The sequence below is a fragment of the Candidatus Eisenbacteria bacterium genome, from assembly GCA_018831195.1.
Lineage (GTDB): Bacteria > Eisenbacteria > RBG-16-71-46 > CAIMUX01 > JAHJDP01 > JAHJDP01.
The window spans coordinates 102,049-129,046 of sequence record JAHJDP010000028.1 but is presented as its reverse complement, the minus strand read 5'-3'; the positions used below and the strand labels follow the sequence as shown (position 1 = coordinate 129,046).

Sequence of the window (26,998 nt, the reverse complement as noted above, 5' to 3'; positions counted from 1 at the left end):
GATGATGGAACGTTCTAAAAAGGGGGTCGCGGATCCCGCTGGCAGGGCCATTAAGGCCTTTGACCGGGTTCTATTGCGAGAGAAGCCCAAAATCGAGACGGCCCTCCGGTCGATTCTGCCCCGACAGACAACCGCCCCGCAGGATATTCACCGGGCCATGCACTATATGATTTTCCCCGGTGGGAAGCGGCTGCGCCCGCTCATGGTCCTCATGGCCCATCGGACGTTTGGGGGCCGCCATCCAAAGATCTACCAGGCGGCGGGGACGGTCGAGCTGATCCATGCCTTCAGCCTGGTGCACGATGATCTCCCCTGTATGGATGATGATGATTTCCGGCGAGGCCGGCCGAGCTGCCATCGCGCCTTTGGTGAAGCGAAGGCGGTCCTTGCCGGCGATGCCCTCCTGGTTCAAGCTTTTCAAACCCTTGGTTCTATTGGAGCGGCTTCCCTTGGCGGCCCGATTGTGGAAGCGGTGGCCGCGGCGATCGGAACGACCGGTGTCATCGGCGGCCAAACCCTCGATCTCGAATCGGAGGGGAAAGAGATCTCTCCGCGCGTTTTGGCGACGATACATGCACGGAAAACCGCCGCCCTGTTTGTCGGATGTCTACAATTGGGCGCCTTGCTGGCGAAGGCGACACCGGCCCAAATCCACACCGTCTCTGCCTTTGGTGAATCGTTCGGTTTGGCCTTCCAGGTGGCGGATGATCTCCTCAATCTGGAGGGTGATTTCGCGACCCTCGGCCGTCCGAGGGGAACCGATCTGAAACATCAAAAGGCGACCTATCCGCGGATCCTCGGACAGGAAAAGACCTATGAGCATCTGCGGAGAATGATGCGCATGGCTGTCAATCAGACCTCGGATCTGGGATCCTGGGGTGAGGTCTATAGGGGATTGGTCCTCAAGGCCGCCCGCCGTGTGCCGGGTTGGACGGTTCGTATGGAGCGGGGGATCTTTTGAAAAAGACAAAGAACAACAAACCACAACGTGTCGGGATCTATCCCAACCTCTCCAAGGATGATTGCCGGCGCGTTATGGAATCGGTCATCCGTTTTATCCATAAGCGCGGGCATGAAACCTATATCAGTGACCGGTTGCTCTCATCTTATCCTACCGCGACCCATGCCGTACCCCCGGCCGACCTGCCCGCTCATATTGATTTCATGGTTGTCCTGGGTGGTGATGGAACCCTTCTCTCGGCGGCCCGTCTCGTCTATCCGCGTAAAGTGCCGCTGCTGGGCGTCAATTTCGGCGATCTTGGTTTTCTGACCGATGTCTCCGACGGGTCGATGTACGAGGCCCTGGATGCCGTACTCGAGGGGAAATGCCATCTGGAGCGCCGGATGATGCTGAAGATCACCCTCAAGTCGGGCAAGGGCCGGAATCGGACCGTGCTGTACGCCTTGAATGACGCCGTTGTCCGGGAAGCCAATTTCCGCGCCCTTCAACTCAATACAAAAATCGCCGGAGCGGTGCTCAGCAGTTTCAAGGCCGATGGGTTGATCATTTCGACGCCGACAGGTTCCACCGCCTACTCGCTCTCAGCGGGAGGTCCGATTGTCGAGCCGACGCTGCAGTGCTTGATCGCGACGCCGATCTGTCCGCATACCTTGGCCATCCGGCCCCTTATTTTCCCTGCCAGTCAAACAATCGAGGTGGCCTTCGATCCTCCGGAAGCCAGAGTCGAACTGGCGGTTGACGGGCAACTCGTGATAGAGTTGTCCCCACAAGACCGGCTGCAAATCCGTCGCGCCGAGCAGCCGATTTACTTTTTGCAATTGCGCCGCCGCCCCTTCTACGAGGTGCTGAGGGCTAAATTAAAGTGGGGAGGCTAGTGTCTCCAAAAGCCGACGAAACAAGCGCCGCCGTTCGCCGGCGGCGACCCGCGCCCTGGCTTGAAGAATTGGTGATCGAGAATCTCGTCATTCTCCCGGAAGCCCGGCTGACCCTTTCGCCGGGTCTCAATATCCTGACCGGCGAAACGGGAACCGGAAAGTCAATTCTGCTGGAGGCGGTGGCGCTTCTGCTGGGAGGCCGCGGCTCGCAGAACCTGATCCGGAAGGGATGTGAGCGGCTGCGGGTCGAAGGCTCTTTTCGTATCGAAAAGGACCCCGCGATTCTGAATCTTCTGACAGAGTGGGGCTTTCCGGAGGAGAAGGATCAACTGATCATTCATCGGGAAATCCACAGGGATGGGGGGAGCCGTTGCACGGTCAACAACCGCTCTCTTCTGGTGGGGCAGCTGTCGCGGTTGGGGGAGTGTCTGGCCGAAATTCACGGTCCTTGGGAGCATCAGAGATTGTTAAAGGATGAGGCGCTCCGGCAGCGCCTCGACCTCTTCGGCCGGTTGCACAAACTCCTTGAAAAGGTGGCCGATGCCGCCGGGGCCTGGGCCGCCTTGAGGACGGAGCGGGGCCGACTCGAGAGCCGGCTTGAAGAGATCGCCCGGCAGGAGGATTGGTACCGTTTCCGGGTCGATGAAATTCATGCGGCGGGATTGAAAGTCGATGAGCGGGAAAGCCTGGGCCGCCGGCTTGAGATAGCGCGAAACGAAAGGAGCCGGGGCGAATTGTTAAACCTCATCGATCAGAGTCTCGAAGGCGGGGACGGCTCGGTGTTGGATATCTTGGAAAACCTCAATCAGGCTCTTTCGAGCCGGACCCATTCCGCCGGCGAGCCCTTCCTGAATGAAATCAATGATGCGCTGAAAAGTCTGCGGGACGCCGCCCGCTCTGTCAGCCGCAAGATCAGGAATCTTGCAAAGGAGTTCGAAGGCCCGCTCGACGAGACGGATCTCGACGCCCGGCAGGAACAGCTCGACCTGGTGGAGCGGCTCGAGAAAAAGTACAAGATGAGTTGGGCGGAGATCCTAGAGAAGAAGGATGCTATGATGGAGGACCTCGACCTGCTGGCCACCGGCCGTGAGCAGATCGCTCTCCTCCAAGCGAAAGAGGAGTGGGAAGCTTCACGGTACATCAAGGCGGCGAAGAAGCTTCATGCGCAGCGCCTCAAGGCGGCCGAGGCCATGGAAAAGGCGCTCTCGCCCCACTTGGGTGATGTAGGTTGGAATCCCTCCGGTTTTCGCCTTGAGATCCAATGGAAAGGACCGGCGGCGACCGGGATCCCGGACGGTATCGAATCGGCGATGGAATCGGTTATGGGATCGCCGATAGGGTTGGACCGGGTGATCGGTGAGGTGGAAACGAATCCTGGGGAGGGGTGGCGCCCCTTTCAGCAGGTCGTCAGCCATGGAGAGTTATCCCGGCTGCATCTGGCGCTTCTATCGCTTCAGATGGATCAAATACCGCCGAATATCTCAATTTTTGATGAGGTTGATATGGGAATCGGCGGGGAGACGGCGCGGAAGGTGGCGGGCAAGCTTCGGGATCTCTCGGCGCACCGGCAGGTTCTCCTGGTGACCCATCTAGCATCATTGGCCAGCCGGGCGGACCGCCATTTTCATGTGGGAAAAGTGACGCAGGGGGGAAGAACGGTGGCCGGCGTGAACGATCTCAACGGCGAGCAGCGGGTCGAGGAGATCGCCAGAATGCTGGCAGGAGCCGGTGGCAGCCGTAAGGCCCGGGAGCATGCCCGGGAGTTGTTGGAATGTGCAAGGGAGGAGGGTTCATGATCAGGCCTTCGCGATCCGAGTTTCATAATCTGGCCCGCCGGCATCCTGTGGTTCCCGTCGTTCGCGAAGTTGTGGCCGATCAGGAGACACCCGTGTCCGCCTTCAGAAAACTGGCGCCTGATGGAACCGCCGCCCTCCTCGAAAGCCTGGAGGGGGGGGAGAAGTGGGGACGTTATTCTGTGCTGGGACTGCGGCCGAGCCTCACGCTCAGAGCCTGGGGCCGCAAGCTTCAGGCTGAGGGCTCGACGCATGGACCGGTCCCGTCCGAGGGCGATCCGCTGGAGCTCCTCCAACAACTAGTTGAGCGCCATGGCGCCGCCCCGCTGCCCGGTCTGCCGCGGATGGCCGGAGGCGCCGTTGGATTCATCGGCTATGACATGATCCGTCAGATGGAGAAACTCCCGGTGCTGGCGGTGGACGATTTGAAATTTCCCGATCTCGGTTTTGTCTTTTTTGAATCGGTTCTCGTTTTTGACCGCCTGACACAAACGGTTCAGATTGTACATAACGCCCGTCCCGAGGCGAACCCGGGGGCCGCCTATGACAAAGCTCTTGAGGAAACCGAGGAGATTCTCAGGCAGTTGTCACAACCCCCGCCGCCCGAGTCGCCGGTCTCCGGCAAGCCGGTTCCCGGCGTCATCAGCGGGATGTCGCCCGGGGTTTATCAACAGGGCGTTGAGAAGATCCGCTCCTGGATCCGCGGCGGTGATGTGATACAGGTTGTTCTTTCCCACCGGCTGGAAACCCGTCTCGAGGTTCCCGCCTTTGACGTCTACAGGGCCCTGCGGGTGGTGAACCCGAGTCCTTATATGTATTACCTGCGGGTGGGGGAGTTGGAGATCGTGGGATCCTCCCCGGAAGTCCTCGTTCGCCGTGAGGATGATATTGTTCAATCCCGTCCGATTGCCGGAACGCGCGCCCGGGGCCTGGATGAAGTCTCCGACCGGATATTGGAAGAGGAACTACTGGCCAATGAGAAAGAGAAGGCCGAGCATGTCATGCTGGTCGATCTCGCCCGGAATGATTTGGGCCGCATCTGCCGTTATGGGACGGTGGAGACCGATGAACTCATGTCGGTCGAACGCTATTCCCATGTGATGCACCTTGTCTCAAATGTCCGGGGAAAATTGCGGCCGAATACCCGTCCCATGGATGTTCTGCGGGCGACCTTCCCCGCCGGCACGGTGACCGGCGCCCCGAAAATCAGGGCGATGGAGATCATCGAAGAGATGGAGCCGATGCGCCGGGGGATCTATGCCGGGGCTGTCGGCTATCTTGATTACCGCGGCAATATGGATATGGCGATCGCCATACGGACCATGGCGGCGGCGCGTGGAACCGCCTATGTCGGTGTCGGGGCGGGCATCGTCGCCGATTCCGATCCCGAGTTCGAATATCATGAAACCTTGCGAAAGGGGAGCGCCCTGGTCCGCGCCCTCGAATTGAGTCATAAAGGTCTTCGGGACTTTGAACCGGCGCCGCTCGGCCTGCCGCGAATTCAAACCTCTAAAGATAGCCCGGGAGGATCATCGTCGTGATCGCCGTGATCGATAATTACGATTCTTTTACATATAACATTGTACAGCTTCTCGGTGATCTGGGCGCTGAACCGGTTGTTTGGCGGAATGACGCCATCACGGCGGCGGAGCTGCGCCGGCTGAATCCGGTGGGGATTGTGATTTCGCCCGGCCCCAAGAGCCCGGAGAAAACGGAAAGCTCAAATGAAATCATCCGGGTCCTGGGGCCTGAGATACCGATTTTAGGGGTTTGTCTGGGACATCAATGTTTGGGATATGTTTACGGCGCCAAAGTCGTGCGCGCCGCGCGCCTCATGCACGGAAAAACCTCCATGATCATCCACAATGCCCGCGGTCTTTTTTCGGGGCTCGAAAATCCGCTTCAAGCGACACGTTATCATTCCCTGATCCTCGAAAGAGAGACGCTTCCCGAGATCTTTGAAATCTGCGCCTGGACCGCAGAAGGGGAAATTATGGGGATCCGGCACCGGGAATGGGAACTGTGGGGTGTTCAATTCCATCCCGAATCGATCCTGTCGCCCCTGGGGCGTCCACTGCTTCAAAATTTCCTCACGCTCTGCGGCGGCCCCGGCGTTTAGGGGAAAGCCTACCGATGAGTCTCAAGGAACTGATCGCCCGCCTTATCGAGGGAGAAGATCTATCGCGAGATGAGGCGCGGAGCGCGATGTCGGCCGTGATGGGCGGCGCCGCCACACCGGGGCAGATCGGGGCTTTGCTTGTGGCTCTGCGGATGAAGGGTGAAACGCCGCAAGAGATCGCCGGAGCCGCGCTCGCCATGCGGGACTGTGTCCAGAAGGTAACAACGGATCGCAAACCATTGCTGGATACGTGCGGCACGGGCGGCGACGGCCGCGGCACAGTGAACATTTCAACCGCCGCGGCTTTGGTCGCCGCCGGCGCCGGCGTCGCCGTGGCGAAACACGGGAATCGCTCTGTATCCAGCCGGTCGGGCAGCGCCGATGTTCTCGAGGCTCTGGGTGTGAATCTCAATCTGAGCAGCGAGGCGCTGGGGCATTGTCTTGACGAGGTGGGGATCAGTTTTCTCTTCGCGCCGAAGTTGCATACCGCCATGCGCCACGCGATCGGCCCGCGCCGGGAACTCGGCGTACGCACCATATTTAACATTCTCGGGCCATTAACAAATCCCGCGGGGGCCGGGTACCAAGTCCTCGGTGTTTATTCCCCGGAGCTTGCCCTGCCGCTGGCCCGTGTCCTTCAGCATCTCGGTACGGAACGGGCCATCGTCTTTCACGGGCACGGCGGATTGGATGAACTTTCCCTCTCCGGGCCCAATCTGCTCTATGAAGTCCGCCGCGGCTGGAAAGAACCGCGACTCCGCTCGCTGGACGCCTCCCAGATCGGGATGCCGCGCGTCTCCATGGCGGAGCTGTCCGGCGGAACGCCCACCGAAAATGCCGCCTGGCTGCAAGCGCTCCTCGAAGGCAAGGTCACCGGCGGCGCCCGGGAAACGGTGGTTCTCAATGCGGCCGCCGCCCTGGTCACTATCGGACATGCCGCGCGCATGACCGAAGGGATCGAGCAGGCCCGGGAGAGTCTCGATTCCAGCGAAGCACTGAAGAAACTGAATCATCTGAAGGAATTCTCACGCGGATTTCAGGGGTAAGAGGATCATCGTGTGACACATCTCGAGGCGATCTGCCGGCGCCGCGCCATGGATGTTCGCCATAAAAAGAAAAGCGTGCCCATGCGGGCGCTGGAAGAGCATCCGCTCTTTGATGCAGATCGCCGGTCCCTGGCGAAGGCGCTCTCCCGCGGCGCCGCGGAACCCATCCGCTGGATTTGTGAATTAAAAAAAGCGTCCCCCTCGGCCGGTCCGATCCGTCCCGATCTGGATATCAAGCAAGAGGTCGAAAAGCTCGCGCAGGCCGGGGCGTCGGGATTCAGCATATTGACCGAACCGGCGTTTTTTGGAGGGTCCGACGAGGATCTCATACAGGTTCGCGGCCTCACCGAAATCCCCCTGTTGCGGAAAGACTTTATCATTGACGAGTATCAGATTGTGGAAGCCCGATCGATCGGCGCCGATGCGATCCTGCTGATCGTGGCGGCGCTTGATCCTTTTCAATTGAGGGATCTTTCACAAACAGCAAACGATCTGCAATTAGAGCGATTAGTTGAGATACATGATCTCACGGAGCTGGATGCGGCCGTGCGAGCAGATCCCGAAATGATCGGGGTGAACAATCGCAATCTTCGCGATATGGCTGTCTCGGTCGACACATCCCTCTCGATCATTCCAAAACTTCCGGAATCGGTCGTGCGTATCAGCGAGAGCGGGATACGGGATCGCGAGACGGTTCTGCGGCTCGAAGGATTGGGCGCCGACGGCATCCTCATCGGCGAGTTCCTGATGCGATCCGAGAATCCCTCCGCCGCCCTGCGGCTTCTCAGAGGTTTGGATCCCACCGGGGAAGAAGAGCGGGTCTGATGCCGGTGCGATCGGAAAAGGGTCTGGATCGGGACGGCCTCATTAAGGTCTGCGGCCTGACCCATCCGGCCGATGCGCGCGCCGCCCTCGCGGCGGGCGCCGATCTTGCCGGGCTGATCTTCTCCGATAGCCCCCGCCGCGTGGTTGCGAGAGAGATCAAGGAGTGGGTCGCCTCCCTGCGGTCGGAATTTCCCCGGGCCGCCTGGGTTGGAGTCTTTCTCCCGGAAGACCGGAATATGATTCCCAGCGTCCTGGAAGAGCTGAAGCTCGACTTGATACAATGCCACGGCGCGCCGCTGCCGCCGGAGGTTTATCAATATGGGCTTCCGGTGATGCCCTGTCTGCGCATCGGCGGGAAGCGCCCCGCCCCACCCGATGAAGAGAGCGGAGCCTGGGCGCTGTTGCTGGATACCTATGATCCGGACCGGGCGGGGGGGACCGGCCGTCCCTTTCCTTGGGAATGGATTGAGGGCTGGAGCCGTCAGCGCCGGATCATTTTGAGCGGCGGGCTCGGGCCCGATAATGTGGGTCCCGCGATCCATGCCGTTCAACCTCAGGGTGTCGATGCGTCGAGCCGTTTGGAAAGAGGACAGGGGCGCAAGGATCTCGACGCCGTCCGCGCCTATATTGAGAAGGCCCGCCACGCTTTCAATGAGCTGGGGGGCCGGCCCTCGGGGAAGTGACCCGGCGGCGTCAAGCAACGAAGTTTAAGGCGGAGCCCAAAAGGAGACTTCAGGGTGGCAAAGAATGACGGCGGCCGTCCGGCCGGTTATTTCGGCTCCTACGGCGGACGGTTTGTTCCCGAAACGCTCATAGCGGCTTTGGATGAACTTGAACATTCATTTAACGAGGCGATGGCCGATCCTGCCTTCCAGGAGAAGCTTCAGGAACTGAGCCGGCACTACATCGGGCGGCCGACCCCCCTCTTTGAGGCCCGCCGCCTCGCCGGGGAGATCACCTCGGCCCGCATCTTTCTGAAACGGGAGGATCTCAATCACACCGGCGCGCACAAGATCAACAACTCCCTCGGCCAGACGCTGCTGGCGCAGCGGATGGGCAAGGCGCGCATCATCGCCGAAACGGGGGCGGGGCAGCATGGGGTGGCCACGGCGACCGCCGCGGCCCTGCTTGGGCTGCAGTGCGAAATCTATATGGGTGTGGAAGATATGGAACGGCAGGAGCTCAATGTTTTCCGTATGAGACAGCTCGGCTCCGCGGTCCACCCGGTCAAGACCGGGAGTTGTACATTAAAAGACGCCATTAACGAAGCCCTTCGCGATTGGGTGACGAATGTCGCGACAACGCACTACGTGCTCGGAAGCGTTCTGGGTCCGCATCCCTATCCAATGATCGTGAGGGATTTTCAGACGGTCATCGGGCGGGAGTCGCGGGATCAGGTTCTCGAACAGACCGGCCGCCTGCCGAGCCATCTCGTGGCCTGTGTCGGCGGCGGATCCAATGCGATCGGGCTCTTTCATCCCTTTATCCATGATCCGGGTGTGAAGATGATCGGCGTCGAGGCCGGGGGTGATGGCATCGACACGGGACGTCACGCCGCCCGCTTCGCGGAGCGACGCGAGGGGGTTCTGCACGGGACACTCACCTATGTCCTTCAGAATGAGGACGGCCAGATCCGTCCCACCCATTCGGTTTCCGCCGGTCTCGATTATCCGGCCGTGGGACCGGAGCATGTCGCCCTGGAGGCGATGGGCCGGGCCACCTATGTCTCGGTGACCGATGAGGAGGCCCTTGAGGGATTCGACCTCCTGGCCCGCACGGAAGGGATCCTTCCGGCCCTGGAATCGGCGCATGCGGTGGCTTATTTGCGGCAACTGGGTCCTTGCTTGCAGCCGGAGGATCTGGTAATCCTCAATTTATCGGGACGCGGAGACAAAGATGTTCAGATTGTCTCCAGCGTTCAGCGCGCCCGTAGCTCAGCTGGATAGAGCGTCTGCCTCCGGAGCAGAAGGTCACAGGTTCAAATCCTGTCGGGCGTACATTTTTAGGGAGTGGGCTGAGGGATCGGCCCGGTTTTTATCATGAAGCCGGATGACAAACCCCATCCATCGCCGCATTGGGAACCCGGAACGGCGTTCTCGAAGGTCCCCCGTTTTCTCATCGGACTCTTACATTTGGCGCTGACGGTGGCGCTCATTGTCTTCGTCATCCGGTTTTACGGGCTGATGGAAAATTTGGGCGTGCCTCTTGTTAAAGTCATCTATGTCCCCATCGGCGCGCTGGCGCTGGCCGTCTTCATCCTGGTGAGAGGCATCCTCTGGTTGAAGAGAGGCGACGGTGAACAGGGGGGAGGCAGGTGTTGACCGGCCGGGACCTTTGGGGTGTGGTGATCTCCCTTGCCGCGATCAGCGCGATCGTCGCCTTATCAGAGATCCTTCGCCGGATGGGAGCCTCGAGGGATCTGACCCGGAAGAGCGTTCATATCGGGATCGGCTCATGGTGCGTCCCCACGCTCTATCTCTTCGACCATGTCGGCGCGGCCATTCTTCTCCCCGGTCTCTTCGTCCTCGCCAATATCGCCATTCATATCAGTGGCCGCTTTCCCTCGCTTCAAGATGAAGACCGCTCCAATCTCGGCACGATCTGGTTTCCCCTGACCTTCACCCTGTTGCTCTGGATCTTTTGGAACCCAGCTCACAGGGGGGCGGCTGTGGCCGGTCTCTTGACGATGGCCTGGGGCGATGCCGCGGCGTCGATCGTCGGCCGCCGGTGGGGCCGCCATCGCTATCCTATTTGGGGTGGGCAGAAAAGCTGGGAGGGGAGTTTAGCTCTCATCATCGCGACCCTGCCCGCGCTCATGGTCGCCGGGCGCGTGCAGGAGGGCGAAGGGCTTCCCGCGCTGCTCCTGTTGCCCGTGGCCGTGGCGGCGGCGATTCTGGAAGCGCCCTGCACCCGGGGTTTGGATAATCTCATCCTTCCGGGGGGTATCGCGGTTCTTTTCTATTTCCTCACCTAAAATCCACCTTGAAACGGCCGGCTGAAACCAAAGATGAGATGAGAGGGTAAATCGTCTCGTACCATCGGTTGCCCTGCCATGAGGGTCGGGCCTACAATGGGGATGAGGGATTGGAAAACTGAGGAGCCACCGATGTTGATAAGGAGACCTCTTCTGGAGAAGCTGCCGAAGATCCGAGGATTTAGGATTCTACTGGGAACGGCCCTCCTGGCCTGCTCTGCCCTCACCCTCTTACCTCAGACAGCCTCAGCCCAGTATTTCGGACGGAACAAAGTCCATTATCGAAACCTGAAATGGGCCGTCACCGAGACCGATCACTTTGATATTTATTACTATGAAAGCGAGAAGGGGTCGGCCGCCGATGCGGCCATGATGGCTGAACGGGCCTATGCCCGCTTGAGCCGGATACTGAATCATGACGTTGAAGATAAGATCCCACTGATCCTTTACGCGTCCCAGACCGATTTTCAGGAATCAAATGTCTCAAGCGGCCTCATCGGTGAGGGAACCGGAGGGTTGACCGAGTTTCTCAAGCGCCGCGTCACCCTGCCCTTCACCGGATCGCTGGCCCAATTCGATCAGGTTCTCACCCATGAGCTGGTGCATGCCTTTCAAATAGATATCTTATGGGGCAGCAAGGAAGGACGTTTAAGGAACGCCTTCTCCTACTCGCCCCCCTTGTGGGTGATGGAGGGGATGGCGGAGTATCTTTCCACCGGGTATGTCGACGACCACACCCGGATGTGGCTGCGGGATGGAGCGCTTCAAGGGTATCTGACGTCGATACCGGATCTGAATTATGTCTATGATATCCGGGTCTATCGTTACGGCCAGGCGATCATGGCCTACATCGGGCAGACCTATGGCGATGAGACGATCGGTCTTCTTTTCAAGACGATGACCCGGACGCGCAACCTTTCTTTTGCCGTCGAAGAGGTGCTCGGGATGAATCTCGAGAAACTCTCGGATAATTGGACCGAATCCGTCCGGCGCACCTATCTCCCGCAAATAGCGGAGCACGAAAAGGCGGTTTCCTTTGCCAAACAGCTGACCCGTCATGATTGGGACGGCAGTTCCATCAATCTGTCGCCGGCCGTGTCTCCGGATGGGTCCCTCATGGTCTATCTCTCGGATCGTTCTTTGTACAACGATCTTTATCTTGCTTCAGCGATCGATGGCAAGGTGATCCATCGATTGATCAAGGGTGAACGGCGGGAAGCATTTGAATCCCTCCGTTTTTTGGACGCCACCTTCGCTTGGGCGCCTGATAACACCCGTCTCGCCTTCTCCGCCAAAGTGGGAGACCGGGACGCGCTCTATATCATGGATGTGCGCAAGAAAAAGATTCTGCATCGCCATCTTTTCAATATCGAGGGATTGCAGGCCCCATCCTGGTCTCCCGATGGCCAACAGATCACCTTCGTCGGTCTGCGGGGCGGGCGCAGCGACCTCTTTATCGTCGACGCCGACGGCAAGAATGTAAGAGCTTTAACAAACGACCGCTTCATGGTTCGAGAGCCCCAATTCTCACCGGACGGGAAGAAGATCGCATTCGTGACCGACCGGGGGCCCGATACCGATTGGGGAAATCTCATTTTCTCAAAACCGGAAATCGCGATTTTCTATCTCGAGACCGAGGAGATCGAGGTGCTGTCCGGCCAGGAGGGAAAGAATATTTCCCCTTACTGGTTTCCGGATGGCAAGAGAATCGCCTATGTCACCGACCGGTCGGGTATATCAAATATCAACATCCGGGATATCGAGACGGGCCAGGACGGCCCCATCACCGATATCCTGACCGGTGTCACGGGGATTGTTCCCTGGGGAACCCCCATCTCCCTTGCGCGGGACGGCCGGCGATTGCTCTTCACTTCTTTCAGCATCGGGGGTTGGGATATTTACGCCATAAAGGATCCGATCGACCGCTGGCGCAAAGAGGGCGCCCCGGCGAGGGATGTGCCGGAAAAGGGCCCCGCTTTCGTTGTTGTTCATTCTTCGCCCCCCGGAGGGGAGATCCTGGATCTCACCGACCTCCCCCCGCTGGCGGATGAACCCGATTCGGCGGCAATGCTGCCGGCTTCCCCGATCAATCCCAAGGATTGGATGGGGCCGCCGTGGCCGGTGGATGATCCCTTGATCGCCGGCGTGGATACCTTCGAAGTTGTACTTCAAGAGCATCCGCATGATCGTTTTCGCGGCGGTGAAGGCGCTTTTCGTTTCAAAGACCCTGTGCCTGAGGAGCCTATCGATATTTTGCAGGTCTTCGCCGAAACAAAGGAGTTGCCTGATTCGTCATCCCATTTGATCCGCGGCTACAAACCCCGTTTCAGCGTCGACTATGTCAGCGCCAATGGCTTTTTCGCCACCAATGTAGGATTGGGCGCCCAGTCTCTGCTCTACTTCAGCGATATTTTGGGTGATCACAACATTGTCGTGGGAGCCGATATTTACGGATCGCTCGAAGACGCCAACCTGTTGCTCCAATATTACAATATGAAGAATCGGATTCATTGGGGCGCGGGCGCCTTTCAGTTCCGGAATGACTTTTACATTTTCGCCGCGCAATCGTCCGATGAGTTTATCAGCCAGATCTATCGGGGCGTGGAACTGAGTCTGTCGAGACCCTTCAGCCGTTTTCGGCGTCTTGAATTGCGTCTTCAGGCTTTGAATGTCGATGAGATGGTCTATCAGGAAAGTTTCGAGGCGTCGAATTATTACTCATTGGACAGGCAGGATAAGTATACCTATTTCTCACCAGGCCTCGCTCTGGTGAAAGATACGACGCTTTTCGGTCCGACCGGGCCGATCAGCGGGTCGCGTTACCGGTATTCGGTGGACGGGGCCGTCGGTGATCTCAGTTATATAACGCTGCTGATGGATCACCGGGAATACCTGAATGTACGCCAGAGGTACGCATTGGCCCTCCGGCTCGTTGCGGCATCGAGCTATGGGGGGGATCCTCAAATTTTCCGGATCGGCGGTCCCTTTACCATGCGGGGATATGATTATGGCGAATTGGAGGGAACCCGAATCGCTTTTACAAATATTGAGTTCCGTTTTCCCCTCGTTGATCAATTGCGGCTGGGATGGCCACTGAAATTGGAGTTCAGAGGAATCCGCGGAGCGTTCTACTTTGATCTCGGGGCCGCCTGGACGGAGGCGGAACATTTCAGGGCATTCGGCACGGACGATCAGGGACGCCGGCATTTGGAAGATCTGCGGGCTTCCTATGGTTTGGGCGCTTCGATGAATTTGGGCTTTCTGATCCTGCGCTGGGATCTGGCCCAAGCCACGGATCTGGTCCGCGGCACGCGAAAGGCTCGTGGAGAGCTTATCTTCGGAACCGATTTCTAAACCGGACAGGGACCGTCCGGTTTTTAGAGAGGCGGGGTCGCGCCGCCTTCTCCGGCGCCTCTTGATGCTTTTCCCTGTCCTTATTGTGATTGCGGCATGGTCCTTTCCTAACGGCCGGCCTTCTCTCATCCGCAGCAAAGCGATGGTCAATTCACTTCAGGCCTGGACACAGATTCTGGAATCGAGCGGTGAGTCGTATCCCGTGGAAGATCCCCTCGCCATGCCTCTGCTCGCCGTTCAGAGCTTCTGGGTCGGAATCGACTGGATCAAGGGAACGCCGCGGCCGGCGATTCTCGAGATGGTGCGGGAAAGGGAGGAGCTCTGGTCGATCGTCCTCGCGATCCTGACCCTGGCGGCCGCCCTCGGCGCCGGCTGGCTGATCACAAGAAGGGAACGCAGCGGCTGGCTGGCCGGGATCCTGCTGGCCCTTTCCACCCTATGGCTGGCCGATCTTTATGAGCCCTCTGGTTCGATCGCTCTGGCCTTCGGCTTGCTTTGCTGCGCCACGTCGGCCCTTCCCCTTTGGTGCCGGGCCATGGGTCTTGGGATGATGTTGGGAACAAGTCCCTGGGGTCTTCCCGTGGCCGCCGGGGTTCTTTTAACCTCATTGACGGCCTCCACCGGTGACGCGCGGCGGCAGTGGGGCACCCTGCTTGTCGTCTCGCTGCCCTTGGCCTGTCTCTGGAACCCGCAGATCCTTCTCGGCTGGAATGACTGGTGGAGTTTAACATTATGGAACCTGCGGGTTCTCGGCTGGATGGGGCCGCTGACGGAATCCTTCGTCAGGCTTGACCCCCTTTGGAAGCTCCTCCGCACCAGCTTTGGTCCCGCCGCCCTCCTTCTGATCTTGATCGGATCGGCAGCCCGATTAAAGTCGCCGCGGAACCCGGGAGCGCTCCTCGCCCTCATCATCGTCCTGTTGATCCCATTGGGAGCGACATGGGGGCGGATGACCCGCGCTGCAGTGGTCCCCCTCATTCCCTACCTCGCCATCCTTGCCGCCGAGGGAGGGATGATCGTTTGGATTCGTTTGCAGGGTTGGTTTCAGAGGAGCGCCCATCGTCCGGTTTTGATCGGGGCTTTGGCCCTGCTTCTCATCCCACCGGCGCCCCGGCTTGTGAAAGAGGTTTCCTCGTGGCGTTTACCCTCAGCCGAACAGGCGGCGCTTGATTGGCTCGAGGATCAGGTCGGTCAGGGGGCCCGGATTGTTCTCGATCCCATGGCCCCCGCCCCCTTGATGGGTTGGAAGCAGGATAAAACCGCCGATCGACCGGCCCATGTCCTGAGAATTCCCCACCACGACTTGCGTCCCGATTACTATCGCGGCGCTCATTGGATGGGCTGGTATCAGCCCTTCGATTATCTCGTTCTGTCCGCCCGAACGGTAGGACCCCTTTGGGACGCTCGGGACCGGTTTCCCGACATCTTCGGCTTCTACACACAGGCTCTGATGGAGATGACGCCCATCGAGGAGTGGGGAGGCCCGGGGTGGCGGGACGGTAAGATCTCGATCATCCCCATGCCCGGAGATACCCTCGGGGCCGGTTGGAGGACCCGACTCCAAGCTGGGTCAAACCAGGGGTTGCAACCTGATTTTCTGACGAGTCTTGGGGGGCATTTGGCGGAGATCGGATCGAACGAGGAAGCCCTGGCCGTCTTGAAACGGGCGCAGGAACTCGGCGCCGCCACCCGGTCCCTCTATCTCAATTTGGGCCGTCTCTATCTCAAGCAGCAAGACCACGCGGAGGCCGCCAAAATTATAGAAGGGGGATTATCCCGCTGGCCCGATGATCCTCCTCTCTTAAGACTCCAAGGGGCGAATTTCGCTCAGGGGGGGCTTTGGAGACGCGCGATCCGCACTTTTGCGGAACTCATCCGGGTTGCGCCTTGGGATCACCAGGCCCGCTTGGATCTGGCCGCCGCCCTCCTCATGGATGGACAGAAGGAGAGGGCCCGAATAGTTCTGTCCGATTATCTCAAGAGAACCTCACCGGATGAGCGGCCTGAAGAGGTTGAGCGCTTGATCCGAACCCTCTTCCCTGGCGGGTTGGGTGGGTGAAGCGGTGATCCGTCTGCTGGTACATCTTCCTAATTGGATCGGTGATACGATCATGGCGCTTCCATCCCTCGAATCGGTGGCCGGCGTCGGGGAATGGCAGACAACCCTTCTGGGCCGGCCGGAACCCCTCGCCCTGACGGCGGAGATCCCCGGCTTTCACCGGCGGATCGAGCTGCCACCCCGGCCGGGCGGTCTCAAGAGCCTTGGCTGGTATCGAAGCACGGCGTGGGACCTCCGGCGCGAGCGATTCGACGTCGCTTTAACATTGTCCCCGTCACTCTCCTCGGCCCTGCTTCTCAAGGCGTCCGGGGCCGGTGTCCGGGTCGGCTGGACCGGGGAGGGGCGGGCGCTGCTCCTCAACCGCCTCTTCGGCCGCAAACGGCGCGGACGGATTCATCTGGTGGATGAGTTTTGGGATTTGGTTCGCGCGCTGGGGGCGCCCGGTCATCCGGATCTCCCGCGGCTCCGGCTGAGCGGGGAGGAAGAGGCGGGAGCGAAGAACCGCCTGGAGCGCTTCGGAGATCGCCCGATCATCGCCTTGGCGCCCGGCGCCCGTTACGGACCCACAAAGAAATGGTTTTTGGAGCGCTACCAGGAGCTGGCGGATCGTCTTCTGCGGGAGGGATTCGGTCTTCTCTGGATGGGGGGCCCGGATGAAAAGGGACTCCTGGGGCCGTGGATGGACTCTCACGCGCGGGATGAGAGGGTGATGGATCTGATCGGCGCGCTGGCCCTGCGCGAATCGGCGGCTGTTCTCGGCAGATGCCGGGCCGCCGTCGCCAATGATTCCGGAGCCATGCACCTGGCTCAATCGGTAGGTTGCCCCACGGTCGCCCTTTTCGGCTCATCGGACCCGAACTGGACCGGTCCCCGCGGACGATCCCGCATTGTCAGGAACCCGGTTTCCTGCGCTCCGTGCTTTCTTCCCAAATGCCCCCATGCCTTGGAATGCTGGGACGGCATCAGCGTCGAAGATGTGTGGACGGAACTGCAGTCCTTGCTGCACGAATCAGAAGCCCGAACCAAGCGCCGGGCCGTCTTTTTCGACCGGGACGGCGTTCTGATCCACCTTGTCCCTTATCTCTCCAGCCCGCATCAATTGCGCCTCTATGATGATGTGGGATCCGCCTTGAGAACTCTTAAAGAAGCTGGTTTTACATTCGTCGTCGTCACAAATCAATCGGCTCTGGCCAGGGGGCTTCTCACCCGGCCCGAGTTGCAATCCCTGCACCGGTTGCTCAAAGAAAAATTGCGCGAAGAGGGGGTGGCGTTGGAGGGCATTTATGTCTGCCATCATCATCCCCGCTTTACAGGGACCTGCGGTTGCCGGAAACCGGAACCCGGATTGTTAAAGCAAGCGGCGGCGGAGCTTGATTTGGATCTGCCCTCTTCTTTTCTGATCGGCGACCGATTGGATGACGTGATCGCAGCGAAGCGGGCTGGTGTTCAGGGACTGTTGGTGCGGACGGGGTATGGGGTGGAGGAATCCAAGCGCCCCGAGGCGGCGTTGGTTCACACGGCCGACAATTTGACCGCGGCGGCCCGCTGGATTCTCAGGAGGGCGTCGGCGTCGACGGCGCCTTCAGGGAATCAGTGAGGGCGCCCGCCGGGCTGTTCGGATGGAATGTGGACCATTGCCCCGACAATAAAAGTTTTCCCTGACGCAAAGTCTCGTTCCGGCGCCAGATCGTCTCAATCTCCCCACGCGAGGAGAGCGGCATATCTCCGGCCATTGCGGGGGCCGGCAATCGGTCGAGGGCGAGGCGGATACCCATGACGACCAGCAGAACCGCGGCGGCGGTCAGCACCGGGGCCAGAGACCTGCGGATCCAACCCTCCCCGGCCTCTGGACCGGCGAAGGGTCGCGCCGGATCACCGACGAGCCGCAAACGGCCCGATTCAACATCCCGCGCGAGAACGGTGACAATTTCATAATCAGGAAGCGCGCTTCGTTCCATGAGTTCGCTCAACGGCCATCTTCCATCACATTGGGTTCTTACAATCCGTGTCATCCGCTGTTCAAGCGTTTCCTCTCCCTTGGACATCGGCACCGAGTGCAATTCCAAAATAACCGGAACGGCTTCCGGCGGCAGCGGGCCGTTGAGAAGGTCTTCCACCTCATCCCCCCGGCGCAGGCCCTCGAGCAGGAGGGCATCGGCGCTGATCGGCTTCAAGACCTCGATCTTTCGGCCGCGGGGAGCCCCACTGAAATGAAAGCGTCCCCGGCGCTGGCGGAGAAGGCGTCCCAGCTGGGCATCGAGATAGATGCGGTAAACCTCTCGGAGCTTTTCAGAAGGCAGGAAGGATAGATTATCCAGAATGTCCAGAGGATCGGTATGATATGGATCATTCAGGTCCAGCCATTTATGGATCTGATCGTTATCGAGAACCTCGAGCTCCCTAAAGAGCTGCACAAGAGGTGACTTCCCCCTCAATTTCGGCGAATGCATTGAGAGGATCGCGCCGCCGACGAAATCAATCGAGGTTTTCTCACCACCGGCCCGGATGGTCAGACATCCCGTCCGGCTCTGAAGAGCGATCATCTGAATCGCCTCGAGCGGTCCGACATCCGATAATGTCCCTCTTAAACCCATGTAAAACTCTCCCTAGGCTACTTTTTTTCCTTCAGTTCCTATCCAAACCGCCACGTCACGTTGACGCTTCTGGTTCAAAACCGCCTCACGAGCGGAACTCAATCCCAGAATGAGGTATCCGAGTATCGGCCAAAACGGAGAGAGACCGACGGCGTTATTCTTGAACACAACGAGATCACCCCCTCCCAAACCGGGAAAGGGGAGACCGCCGTGAATGAGGAGAAAGGCGGAAAGCGAGGCCGCCGCAATATAGAAGAATCCTCTCAACTCCCGCTCCTGAACGACCTGGGGCCCCCCGGGAATGATGAAGCCCGCCAGTATCGGTGTGAGCGGCGCCCAGCGCCCTCTCTCCATCGGTCCCCCGGGATAGTACCGGCGCAAGGCCAGCTTCCGGTCCCATCCGCGCCCGCGGGCACGGACCATGGCGGCGCAGGAACCGCAGAGACCTCGGTATCCGACACGCACGACGCAGCGGCGGCAGATCGACCGGCCGCAGCGCGAGCAGGAGCGAAGCCGCAAGCCTCTCAGACGCCGCCCCAACAGGAGTACGGCAAGGCCCGCGAAGAGGAGGGCCGGCCAAAGGAGCCAGGGATTACCGGCGGGATAGAGCAAGGCCAACGGCATCGGGATCGGGAAACGCTGGAAGGGCCAGGAAACCTTAAAGGCTGCCGCCCAAAGCTCGGCATTCCCAAGTTGTTCCCTCATCGGCTGGGTCTCTCCCTGCAGGAGGCGTTGCCGGTCAGCCTCTTGTATCCGCCCTGGATCCAAATCCTGGGCGAAACGGAATTCCCTATCCGCCTTGTCCATTTGGAAGGTGTTGACATAGGCCAGCGCCAAGTTGTAGGCGACCTCAGCCTGATCCTGTTTGATACGGCGGGCGGCCCAAAGCTGGGAAATCGCCCCCTCTGAATCGCCTCCTGACAAGGTGACACCCGCCCTGTTCGCCAGGATCTTGGCCCGATCGATCCCTCCCCTAGCCTCGAGGAAGGTGAGATCAGCTTCGGCCGTCTTCAGATCCCCGCTTTCCCAAGCTGAGATCGACCGGGCGAATCGTAGAAGAGGATCTCCCGGACGTGTTTTCAGACTCTCGTTGAGAACGAGAGACCAGCGGGGATAGCCGGCATCCCGTTGGATCTGATCCACCAACGTCAACGGATGAACCGGGTCGGCCGGTGCGGTCAATCGCGCCAGCAGGAGGAGAACGACCGGCGAGAGGAAGGATCCAACACCCAAGAGGATAGAACCCCGAGGAGAGGGGCGCCTGAAAAGCCAAGCCCCCAGAATGATCGGGATGGCAATCGTGACCCAAAATCCAAGATTCGCCATGAGGGGCAGGGCCAGCACAAGACCGGCGGCCACACTGGCGAAAGCGACAGGAAGGAAACGCTTCATCATCTCCAAGAGCCCATGATGGATCAACGGGACAATCCTGACGATCCATAGTAGCCCCATGATAAGTGTCGCCAGCAGAAGGGATTCCACGAGAAGAAGGAGAATGTTGACCACAAGCGTATACTGGTGCCGGAAAGAACCCCAACCGGCTTCCAGCGCTCTAATCGCCCATGCCAGACCGACGAGCGGGCTCCGAATGATCTGGGCGGCCGCCAAATGCTGCGCCGGAGACCAGCGAGAGGGATCCTTCTGATAGGAGGCCTGCCAGAAGGCGATCGCCTCATCTGTCCGGCCTTCTTCGGCCGCCTGATCCCCCGCCCACTCCAGGGCCGCTGCGGTTGGGCCCCCCGACTCGAGGATAGGGGCGGAGGCGCTCTTCGCGTCGGCTCGAACCACTGCCGGGTTTCCGGTCAAGAGGAACAAGATCAAGACAAAGGTCAATGGAATCGACACACAGGACTCCTTGATTCATAGGCCGTTGATGAAAGGCTGGAGATCGCTTCTATTTATTATCGGGTCCGGTCTTTTGACACTTGAGAGCCGTTCGGTAAAAGGAAGCGCTTGGGCCCCAAAGGACCGGAACCGATTTGAGGAGGTTCATGCTTCTCCGGGGAGATTTCGCGTTGACACCTGAAGAAGTTTCACCCTACGATGCCAGTGAGGGTTATGGGCTAACGCGCGTGGACCTTTCTATCATGAGACGTCCCCGGTTTCGAAGCGGGGCGTTGTTGTGAAGGGGAGGCGTGCCGGACCAAAAAGAGTCCGTTCAGCAAGCCACGATGGCCGTGGACCGGGGGCCACGGGATGGGATAAAGGGAGAGGATTTCATGAAACCGTATTTGAACGGGGTGTGGCTGCGTGGGATAGTTCTCGCCATTTTTGTGCTGGGTATCAGTATGGCCCTTCCTGGATTGGCGCAGGATACACAGACACCGCCGCCGGCGGAGGGTGAGGTCACAGGGGAAACCGCGATCGACGAAGCTGCGGGCGCGGTTCCTGAGTCGATGGATGAAGCGATCGATGCCGAAGAAGGCACGGGCGAAGAGGCGGCTCCCGCCGATGCGGCGGAGCGAAAATCGACCAGCGGCGTTCTCGAGCTGTTCGACGCCGGCGGAATGTTCATGTGGCCTTTGCTGGTGACATCGATTATCGGTCTCGCGGTGATTCTCGAGCGGATATTCACACTGCAGAGAGCTCATACAAATACGCGGAACCTCATGGAGAAAATCCTCCAGAACCTGAAAGGTTCGGGTATCGCCGCGGCGATTGAAGCTTGTACAAGAACCCGAGGTCCCATCGCCGCCGTTCTGCATGCCGGGTTGCTTAAAGCGCCAAAGGGACCGGCGGCCGTTGAGAAGGCGATTGAAGACGCCGGGACGATCGAGATGGCGTTTCTTCAGCGCGGGCTCATCTGGCTGGCGACGGTCGCCAACGTCGCGCCCTTGATCGGATTCTTGGGAACGGTTTCCGGTATGATCAATGCTTTTGAGGCTATCGCCGCCGCCGAACAGGTCAGCGCGAAGGTCGTTGCCAAGGGTATTTCCGAGGCCCTTATCACGACGGCAACGGGTCTGCTGATCGCTATTCCGGTTCAGACGGCGCATAACTATTTTGTCGCTCGCATCGACCGGTTCGTGCTCGAGATGGAAGAAAGTTCCGTCGAATTGGTTGAAGCTATCTCCGAGGGGGTTGGTCAACAATAAGGCTAACGCCAAAACCCGCCCATGGGAGTCCGGGGTCCCGGCGGGGAGAGGGGAGATGAGCCGTTATGAAAATCAAGTCAGGGGTTAAGGTCGATGCAGAGATCACTCCGTCATCGCTTCCTGACATCGCTTTTTTGCTCCTAATCTTTTTTATTGCAACAACGATTTTTGACATTGAAAAGGGTATGACGATTCTCCTGCCCCCAGCCGGCGGGACAGCGACAAAGGTGAACCGCAAGAATGTCCTTGTCATCAATTCCGACGCCGAGGATAGAATCTATCTGGATGGCAATCCAGTTGCGGTTTCTGAAATCGCGGAGATCATCAAGCAGCGCATAGAAGAAAATGATAAGCTTATCATTTCTATTGAAAGCCATTCCGAGTCGCACTATCAAACGATGATCGACATCCTTGATGAGGTGAAGAGGGCCAAGGCAAAGGCTTTCTCCATCAAGATGTTCGCCGGTTAAGAAGCGGAGGAGACGATGAAGTTTAATCGAACAGCGGGCGTTCCAAGCAACGTTCCGACCGCCTCCATGGCGGATATCGCCTTTCTCCTTCTGGTTTTCTTCATGGCGACGACGATTTTCAAGATGGAGGAAGGTTTGACGGTTCACCTCCCGCGGGCAGATATGGGAGAGCGGATCCCGAGAGAGAAAGTCACTTTTATCTGGGTGGATGCGCAGGGTGAGATTTCCATCAATGATCAGCTTATTCAGGTCAGTTATATCGAACCGATCATTGCCAAACGTTTGAGAGAGAACCGCTCTCTCATCGTCGGCCTCAAGATGGATGCAAGCCTTCCGTACAAGATTATGGATGAGGTGATCCAGCAGCTCAAACGCGCCCAGGCCACCAATGTGGCCTTTACCCACGAACCTGAAAAAGCCGAGTCGTAAGGGGAGGTTGCCATGTTCAATAAACCAACCTGGGTCAATTCGGCGCATAACGGTCTTGTTCAGAAGAGCAAGAAGTACCTCAGGGTGACACTCTTGATCGCTCTGGTTTTTCACGCCCTGGCTTTCAAATTCTCACCACCCTATGTGCCTCACCCGTACCAGCTGCGTGAGAAGCGGATGTCGATTGTTGATCTGCCGGATGAAATTATCATTCCGCCGCCGCCGAAGGAAATCGCCAGACCGCAACTTCCTCAGGAAGCTGAAATTTCGGAAGACGCATCTGAAGAAGAGACGATCGCGCCGACCGAATTCAATCCCTTCGCCCCTCCCATGGTGCCGACAGCGCCGGTGAGTCAGGAGGATTTCGTTGCCTTCGACACTCCTCCCATGGTGGTTCATAAGGAGGTGCCTGAATATCCCGATCTGGCCCGGCAGGCTGAGGCGGAAGGCAAGGTGATGATTCGGGTGACGATTGACGAGAACGGACGTGTTGTGGCCGCCACGGTGGAGCAGTCCACATCTATCGAGACGCTGGAGCAGGCTGCGATCTCAGCCGCCTTCAAATGGCTTTTCCGGCCGGCAAAGCAGCGCGATATTCCCGTCCGGTGTCAAATCGTGATTCCCTTCGATTTCTCGCTCGAAGGATCCTAACGGCAACCGGCCATCCACTCCGGCATTCAAATTGAGTTTCAGGGCCGAGCTTGTTGGAAACAGGCTCGGCCTTGTTGCATAATGGCGTTGAACGCTGCCTAATGAGGCAACTCCCGGACCGCGCAATGCGTATTGGGTTTAGAGGTTATTGAATTTGAACGCCCTGTGTCGCGTAGGTTGCGTTGAGGGAAGGAGGAAGATGTGTCTGTGAATAGACGGATCGGAATGTTGGGTCGGGTTCTTATGGTAGGGGGAATGCTATGGCTTTCGGCGATCCCGGAGGCCTACGGGGCGCCGGAAGGATTGCCGCCCTTTCCCTGGGACCTGTCGACGAGCCTCGCATTGGCGGGGCAGGGGAACCTGGACCTGGCGCAGGCCGAGGCGGCGACATATATCGCGGAAGGATCTTATCATCGCTCACTGGGCGGTTATCTCCCGAGCCTTGGCGCGAGTTACAACTTCAACCGCTCCGGGCGCGATTTCGCGTCTTATATCGCTGAATGGGGACCGGTCGCGGCGGACAAAGGCGCATCGAACAGTTGGAGCCTCGGGGCTTCGCTCCGACAGTCATTGATCGATCTGCCCACAGCTTATACAATTCGCAGCAGCAAAAAGCAGATGGCGTCAGCCCGGTATGCGTTGAAGGCGGCCGAGTTGGATGTCGCCCTTGCTGTGACGCAGCAACACTATGCGCTTATGTATGCGGTCAAGCTGTCGCAGGTGGCTAATGAGGCGGTTCAACTGGCCACAGATCAATTCCGACGGACGGAATCCCTCTATGAACTTGGTTCAGTGCCCCGTGCTGATGTTTTACAATCTCGCGTGAGCATGGCGTCGAGTGAGCTTGACCTGATCTCCGCTCGCAACACCGTTCGGAATCAACAGGCGGAATTAGCCCTGGCGCTCGGTCTTCCCAGCAATCTCGAAATCATCATCGATACGACGGTGAGTATCCCGGATCTGGATCGGATTTGGGACGAAACTGAATTGGCGGAGATGGCGATGCGGGATCGGGCCGATCTTCTACAGGCGCGGATCGATCTGCGGGCCATGCAGGACCAGGTCAGTTCCCGCAAATGGTCGCACTGGCCGACGATGGGGATGTCACTTTATTACAGCAAGCAGGAAGAGACATTTGACGAAAGCCTCAAGAATCTGGATGCAAACCTGAGGTGGGGATTGTCGGTGAGTCTCGATATGAACCTGAACCCGATCGACCATTTCCTCGTGGGATCGACAAAGGGATCTGTAGAAGAGGCGGTCTGGCGGGAGCGGCAACAGAAGCGCGGTCTTCAGAAGAAGGAATTGGAGGTCTTACTCGAAATCCGTCAGGCGATCCTCGCCTGGGAGGAAGGGAAAGAGCGATTGGCTTCGGCCCAGGAGAACTTGACCTATGCCCAGGAGAATCTGAAGCTTCAAAAAGCGCTCTATGAAGGGGGCGGCGGCACCCTGCTCGAATGGAACAATGCGCAGGTTGAGCTGACCAGGGCGCGTGTCGAAGTGGTCGATGCCCAGGTCAGTATCCTCACGGCGAAGGCGAGTTTGGAGAGAAGCGTCGGGCAAAAGCTCTAGTTTGAAAGTCTGATTGAAAACCCGGAATCGGGGGTGGAGACGGTGGGCCGGGGAGATGAAGGAGGGCCCGCCGAGTGCTAAGATTCCAGGGGATGGGGGAAGGAGATGGCGCGTTTAAAGAGGCGCTGGTTCATTATCGGCGGCGTGATACTTATTGTCGTCATTCTTGTCGTTGTCGGCAATCTCAGCCGGAAATCATCTTCGGGGCTTGAGGTTAAGGTTGAGAAGGTTTCCCGTCGCGCCTTGGCGACATGGGTGAGGGCGCCAGGCGCTATTCAGGCGGTGACTCAGGTTCAGCTGAGTTCGAATGTGCCGGGCCGGGTTGAGAGGCTTCATGTACAAGAGGGGGAGTGGGTTGAAAAGGACCAGCCCCTGATCGATCTGGATGATACCCGCTACCGGTCCGAGAATGAACAATATCAGGCGCAGCTCCAAGCCGCCCGGTCACAACTCCGGCGCTGTGAAACCGAATGTGAGCTTTCCGGGAAGAACCTTGATAGAAAGCGCCAACTTCGCGATCAGGGTCTCGTTTCCACGGAGGTTTTCGAGGAGATTGAAGCGACCTTCGATGTGAACCAGGCTCTCTGTGAAGCGCAGCAACAGGAACTTCAACGATTGCAAGCCGCTCTCGAGGCGGCCCGCCGGGATCTTCAGGAAACGCACCTCACCGCTCCCATCTCCGGTCTGGTGACTCAGATTCTCGTCGAAGAGGGCGAGAATGTGGTGACGGGCACGATGAATAATCCCGGCACCGTGATTCTCGAGATAGCCGATCTGAGTGAGATGGAGGTGGAGGCTCAAGTGGATGAGACGGATGTTATCAGTGTCTCGGCCGGTCAATCCGCCCGTGTCGAAGTCGACGCCCTCCCCAATACGATTCTTAGAGGCCGGGTCAGCCTGGTCGGCCAGGCCGGCCGCACCTCGCAGGAGGGGGCCGACTTTCTCGTTCGAGTGCGGATTCAGGAATCGCCGGAGTCCCTGCGTCCCGGCATGACGGCCGATGTGGAAATCCTTGTCGCCTCCGCCGACAGCGCCCTCGCCGTCCCCCTGCAATCGCTCACCGTTAGACCGATTTCAAAAATCGAGGAATGGAAGCGGGAAGAGCACGATTCGCTGGCGGCATCATCTAAAGGCGGAAACAAGGAAGGGAAGAAGACAGACGCTGCGGTGTCTGACAAGCCGGTGGAAAGGAGTCTTGATGAGTGGCTCACGACCGGATCCAATGATGAAGATGAATTGATCGAAGGTGTCTTTATTGTAGAGGAGGGAAAGGCCCGGTTCCGTCCTGTACAAACAGGGATTCGAGGTGAAACACATATACAAATAATTGAGGGGTTGGGAATCGATGATTCTATTATCACCGGCCCCTATCGCGTGCTGCGAACTCTTGAGTCGGGAACCCGGGTTCATGTGAAAGAGAAAGAGAAAGAGAATGAGAAAGAGGAGGATGTTAAGGAGTGAGCGGGTCCCGTGCTGAGCTCATCCGGCTGAAAGATTTCGGCAAGATCTATCCGATGGCCGGGGAGGATGTCCGCGCTCTTATTGATATCAATCTTGAGATCCGTGAGGGCGAGTATATTGCGATCATGGGACCGAGCGGATCCGGGAAATCCACTCTCATGAACATCTTGGGGTGTCTCGACACACCGACGACCGGCACGTATGAATTGCGCGGACAGCCGGTGCATGAATTGGACGATGACGCCCTTGCGCATATCCGCAATCAGGAAATCGGATTTGTTTTCCAAACATTCAATCTTCTGCCACGCGCTTCCGCCCTGCGGAATATCGAATTGCCGTTGATCTATAGCCGAATTCCAGGGGCCGAACGGAACCGATTGGCCCGGCAGGCGCTGGAGGCGGTTGGTCTGATGGGGCGCGCGGAGCACAAACCAAATGAACTCAGCGGTGGACAGAAGCAACGGGTGGCGATTGCCCGGGCTTTGGTGACGGAACCAGGCATCATTTTGGCCGATGAGCCGACCGGAAATCTTGACAGCCGGACAGGGGAGGAAATTCTCCAACTCTTTGATAAGATCCATCAGCAGGGGAAAACAGTGATTCTTGTGACACACGAGGAATCGGTCGCGCTCCGGACGCGCCGCATCCTTCGGATACTTGACGGACGGATCGAAAAGGATGAGATGGTGTCATCGACCGGCGTCATCGTGACGCCCTAGG

General features: G+C 58.7%; 23 protein-coding genes and 1 tRNA gene. 22 read left to right on the top strand and 2 right to left on the bottom strand.

Going from position 1 to position 26,998, the window contains the following annotated elements; all coding sequences use genetic code 11:
* Position 1 precedes the first annotated feature (1 nt).
* The 15 genes from KJ970_05485 to waaF all read left to right on the top strand — a co-directional run bounded on the left by KJ970_05485 (position 2) and on the right by waaF (position 17,603).
* The gene (locus KJ970_05485) at positions 2–961 is read left to right on the top strand and encodes a polyprenyl synthetase family protein (GenBank protein MBU2690362.1); all 960 of its coding nucleotides are present in this window, start codon (positions 2–4) and stop codon (positions 959–961) included.
* Positions 958–1,836, top strand: a complete 879-nt coding sequence (locus KJ970_05480; GenBank protein ID MBU2690361.1) for an NAD(+)/NADH kinase — start codon at positions 958–960, stop codon at positions 1,834–1,836. The genes KJ970_05485 and KJ970_05480 overlap by 4 nt, the downstream gene beginning before the upstream one ends.
* Complete coding sequence (locus tag KJ970_05475; protein MBU2690360.1) at positions 1,836–3,632, top strand: AAA family ATPase; 1,797 nt, start codon at positions 1,836–1,838, stop codon at positions 3,630–3,632. Before KJ970_05480 ends, KJ970_05475 begins: the two co-directional genes overlap by 1 nt.
* Positions 3,629–5,170 carry an anthranilate synthase component I gene (trpE, locus tag KJ970_05470; protein ID MBU2690359.1) on the top strand — a complete coding sequence of 514 codons (1,542 nt, stop codon included), beginning with the start codon at positions 3,629–3,631 and terminating at the stop codon, positions 5,168–5,170. The genes KJ970_05475 and trpE overlap by 4 nt, the downstream gene beginning before the upstream one ends.
* A complete protein-coding gene (locus KJ970_05465; protein ID MBU2690358.1) occupies positions 5,167–5,748 on the top strand; it encodes an aminodeoxychorismate/anthranilate synthase component II in 582 nt (193 codons plus the stop codon). The genes trpE and KJ970_05465 overlap by 4 nt, the downstream gene beginning before the upstream one ends.
* A 14-nt stretch (positions 5,749–5,762) precedes the next feature.
* A complete protein-coding gene (gene trpD, locus KJ970_05460) occupies positions 5,763–6,794 on the top strand; it encodes an anthranilate phosphoribosyltransferase (GenBank protein MBU2690357.1) in 1,032 nt (343 codons plus the stop codon).
* A gap of 12 nt (positions 6,795–6,806) precedes the next feature.
* Positions 6,807–7,619: an indole-3-glycerol phosphate synthase TrpC gene (gene trpC / locus KJ970_05455; GenBank protein ID MBU2690356.1), complete on the top strand. Its 813-nt coding sequence runs from the start codon at positions 6,807–6,809 to the stop codon at positions 7,617–7,619.
* Positions 7,619–8,302, top strand: a complete 684-nt coding sequence (locus KJ970_05450) for a phosphoribosylanthranilate isomerase (GenBank protein MBU2690355.1) — start codon at positions 7,619–7,621, stop codon at positions 8,300–8,302. The genes trpC and KJ970_05450 overlap by 1 nt, the downstream gene beginning before the upstream one ends.
* A 54-nt stretch (positions 8,303–8,356) precedes the next feature.
* Positions 8,357–9,565 (top strand): tryptophan synthase subunit beta, encoded by a 1,209-nt coding sequence (trpB, locus tag KJ970_05445; protein MBU2690354.1) that lies wholly within the window; start codon positions 8,357–8,359, stop codon positions 9,563–9,565.
* Positions 9,543–9,616 (top strand) — tRNA-Arg (locus tag KJ970_05440). Before trpB ends, KJ970_05440 begins: the two co-directional genes overlap by 23 nt.
* 42 nt (positions 9,617–9,658) lie before the next feature.
* The gene (locus KJ970_05435) at positions 9,659–9,940 is read left to right on the top strand and encodes a hypothetical protein (GenBank protein MBU2690353.1); all 282 of its coding nucleotides are present in this window, start codon (positions 9,659–9,661) and stop codon (positions 9,938–9,940) included.
* Positions 9,934–10,593 (top strand): phosphatidate cytidylyltransferase, encoded by a 660-nt coding sequence (locus KJ970_05430; protein MBU2690352.1) that lies wholly within the window; start codon positions 9,934–9,936, stop codon positions 10,591–10,593. The genes KJ970_05435 and KJ970_05430 overlap by 7 nt, the downstream gene beginning before the upstream one ends.
* A 132-nt stretch (positions 10,594–10,725) precedes the next feature.
* Complete coding sequence (locus tag KJ970_05425) at positions 10,726–13,947, top strand: BamA/TamA family outer membrane protein (GenBank protein ID MBU2690351.1); 3,222 nt, start codon at positions 10,726–10,728, stop codon at positions 13,945–13,947.
* An 85-nt stretch (positions 13,948–14,032) separates the two neighbouring features.
* Positions 14,033–16,006, top strand: coding sequence for a tetratricopeptide repeat protein (locus KJ970_05420; protein MBU2690350.1), 1,974 nt, complete (start codon positions 14,033–14,035; stop codon positions 16,004–16,006).
* On the top strand, positions 15,999–17,603 hold the full coding sequence (waaF, locus tag KJ970_05415) for a lipopolysaccharide heptosyltransferase II (protein ID MBU2690349.1): 1,605 nt from the start codon (positions 15,999–16,001) through the stop codon (positions 17,601–17,603). Before KJ970_05420 ends, waaF begins: the two co-directional genes overlap by 8 nt.
* On the opposite strand, the gene KJ970_05410 is transcribed toward waaF, so the two are convergent.
* Together KJ970_05410 and KJ970_05405 are read right to left on the bottom strand one after the other, a co-directional pair.
* The gene (locus tag KJ970_05410) at positions 17,560–18,600 is read right to left on the bottom strand and encodes a DUF4388 domain-containing protein (protein MBU2690348.1); all 1,041 of its coding nucleotides are present in this window, start codon (positions 18,598–18,600) and stop codon (positions 17,560–17,562) included. The two genes, waaF and KJ970_05410, sit on opposite strands and share 44 nt — an antisense overlap.
* 12 nt (positions 18,601–18,612) lie before the next feature.
* Positions 18,613–20,445, bottom strand: coding sequence for a hypothetical protein (locus tag KJ970_05405; GenBank protein MBU2690347.1), 1,833 nt, complete (start codon positions 20,443–20,445; stop codon positions 18,613–18,615).
* 551 nt (positions 20,446–20,996) lie between these two features.
* On the opposite strand from KJ970_05405, the gene KJ970_05400 reads away from it, so the two are divergent.
* From KJ970_05400 to KJ970_05370, 7 genes are all read left to right on the top strand, one after another.
* Entirely contained in the window at positions 20,997–21,695 is a 699-nt protein-coding gene (locus tag KJ970_05400; GenBank protein MBU2690346.1) for a MotA/TolQ/ExbB proton channel family protein, read from the top strand.
* A gap of 65 nt (positions 21,696–21,760) precedes the next feature.
* Positions 21,761–22,165: a biopolymer transporter ExbD gene (locus tag KJ970_05395; protein ID MBU2690345.1), complete on the top strand. Its 405-nt coding sequence runs from the start codon at positions 21,761–21,763 to the stop codon at positions 22,163–22,165.
* Positions 22,166–22,180: 15 nt separating this feature from the next.
* On the top strand, positions 22,181–22,594 hold the full coding sequence (locus KJ970_05390; GenBank protein MBU2690344.1) for a biopolymer transporter ExbD: 414 nt from the start codon (positions 22,181–22,183) through the stop codon (positions 22,592–22,594).
* Between the two features lie 12 nt (positions 22,595–22,606).
* Complete coding sequence (locus tag KJ970_05385) at positions 22,607–23,245, top strand: energy transducer TonB (GenBank protein MBU2690343.1); 639 nt, start codon at positions 22,607–22,609, stop codon at positions 23,243–23,245.
* Between the two features lie 201 nt (positions 23,246–23,446).
* A complete protein-coding gene (locus tag KJ970_05380) occupies positions 23,447–24,817 on the top strand; it encodes a TolC family protein (protein MBU2690342.1) in 1,371 nt (456 codons plus the stop codon).
* 105 nt (positions 24,818–24,922) lie between these two features.
* Positions 24,923–26,278, top strand: coding sequence for an efflux RND transporter periplasmic adaptor subunit (locus KJ970_05375; GenBank protein MBU2690341.1), 1,356 nt, complete (start codon positions 24,923–24,925; stop codon positions 26,276–26,278).
* Between the two features lie 53 nt (positions 26,279–26,331).
* On the top strand, positions 26,332–26,997 hold the full coding sequence (locus tag KJ970_05370) for an ABC transporter ATP-binding protein (protein MBU2690340.1): 666 nt from the start codon (positions 26,332–26,334) through the stop codon (positions 26,995–26,997).
* The last annotated feature ends 1 nt before the right edge of the window (position 26,998 follow it).

What these genes read in the sequence shown, in the direction of transcription:
- KJ970_05485 (MBU2690362.1), top strand. Translation starts at nt 2, where the DNA reads ATGATGGAACGTTCTAAAAAGGGGGTCGCGGATCCCGCTGGCAGGGCC.
- trpE (MBU2690359.1), top strand. Translation starts at nt 3,629, where the DNA reads ATGATCAGGCCTTCGCGATCCGAGTTTCATAATCTGGCCCGCCGGCAT.
- trpD (MBU2690357.1), top strand. Translation starts at nt 5,763, where the DNA reads ATGAGTCTCAAGGAACTGATCGCCCGCCTTATCGAGGGAGAAGATCTA.
- KJ970_05450 (MBU2690355.1), top strand. Translation starts at nt 7,619, where the DNA reads ATGCCGGTGCGATCGGAAAAGGGTCTGGATCGGGACGGCCTCATTAAG.
- KJ970_05435 (MBU2690353.1), top strand. Translation starts at nt 9,659, where the DNA reads ATGAAGCCGGATGACAAACCCCATCCATCGCCGCATTGGGAACCCGGA.
- KJ970_05425 (MBU2690351.1), top strand. Translation starts at nt 10,726, where the DNA reads ATGTTGATAAGGAGACCTCTTCTGGAGAAGCTGCCGAAGATCCGAGGA.
- KJ970_05410 (MBU2690348.1), bottom strand. Translation starts at nt 18,600, where the DNA reads ATGGGTTTAAGAGGGACATTATCGGATGTCGGACCGCTCGAGGCGATT.
- KJ970_05400 (MBU2690346.1), top strand. Translation starts at nt 20,997, where the DNA reads ATGGATGAAGCGATCGATGCCGAAGAAGGCACGGGCGAAGAGGCGGCT.
- KJ970_05395 (MBU2690345.1), top strand. Translation starts at nt 21,761, where the DNA reads ATGAAAATCAAGTCAGGGGTTAAGGTCGATGCAGAGATCACTCCGTCA.
- KJ970_05390 (MBU2690344.1), top strand. Translation starts at nt 22,181, where the DNA reads ATGAAGTTTAATCGAACAGCGGGCGTTCCAAGCAACGTTCCGACCGCC.
- KJ970_05385 (MBU2690343.1), top strand. Translation starts at nt 22,607, where the DNA reads ATGTTCAATAAACCAACCTGGGTCAATTCGGCGCATAACGGTCTTGTT.
- KJ970_05375 (MBU2690341.1), top strand. Translation starts at nt 24,923, where the DNA reads ATGGCGCGTTTAAAGAGGCGCTGGTTCATTATCGGCGGCGTGATACTT.
- KJ970_05370 (MBU2690340.1), top strand. Translation starts at nt 26,332, where the DNA reads ATGGCCGGGGAGGATGTCCGCGCTCTTATTGATATCAATCTTGAGATC.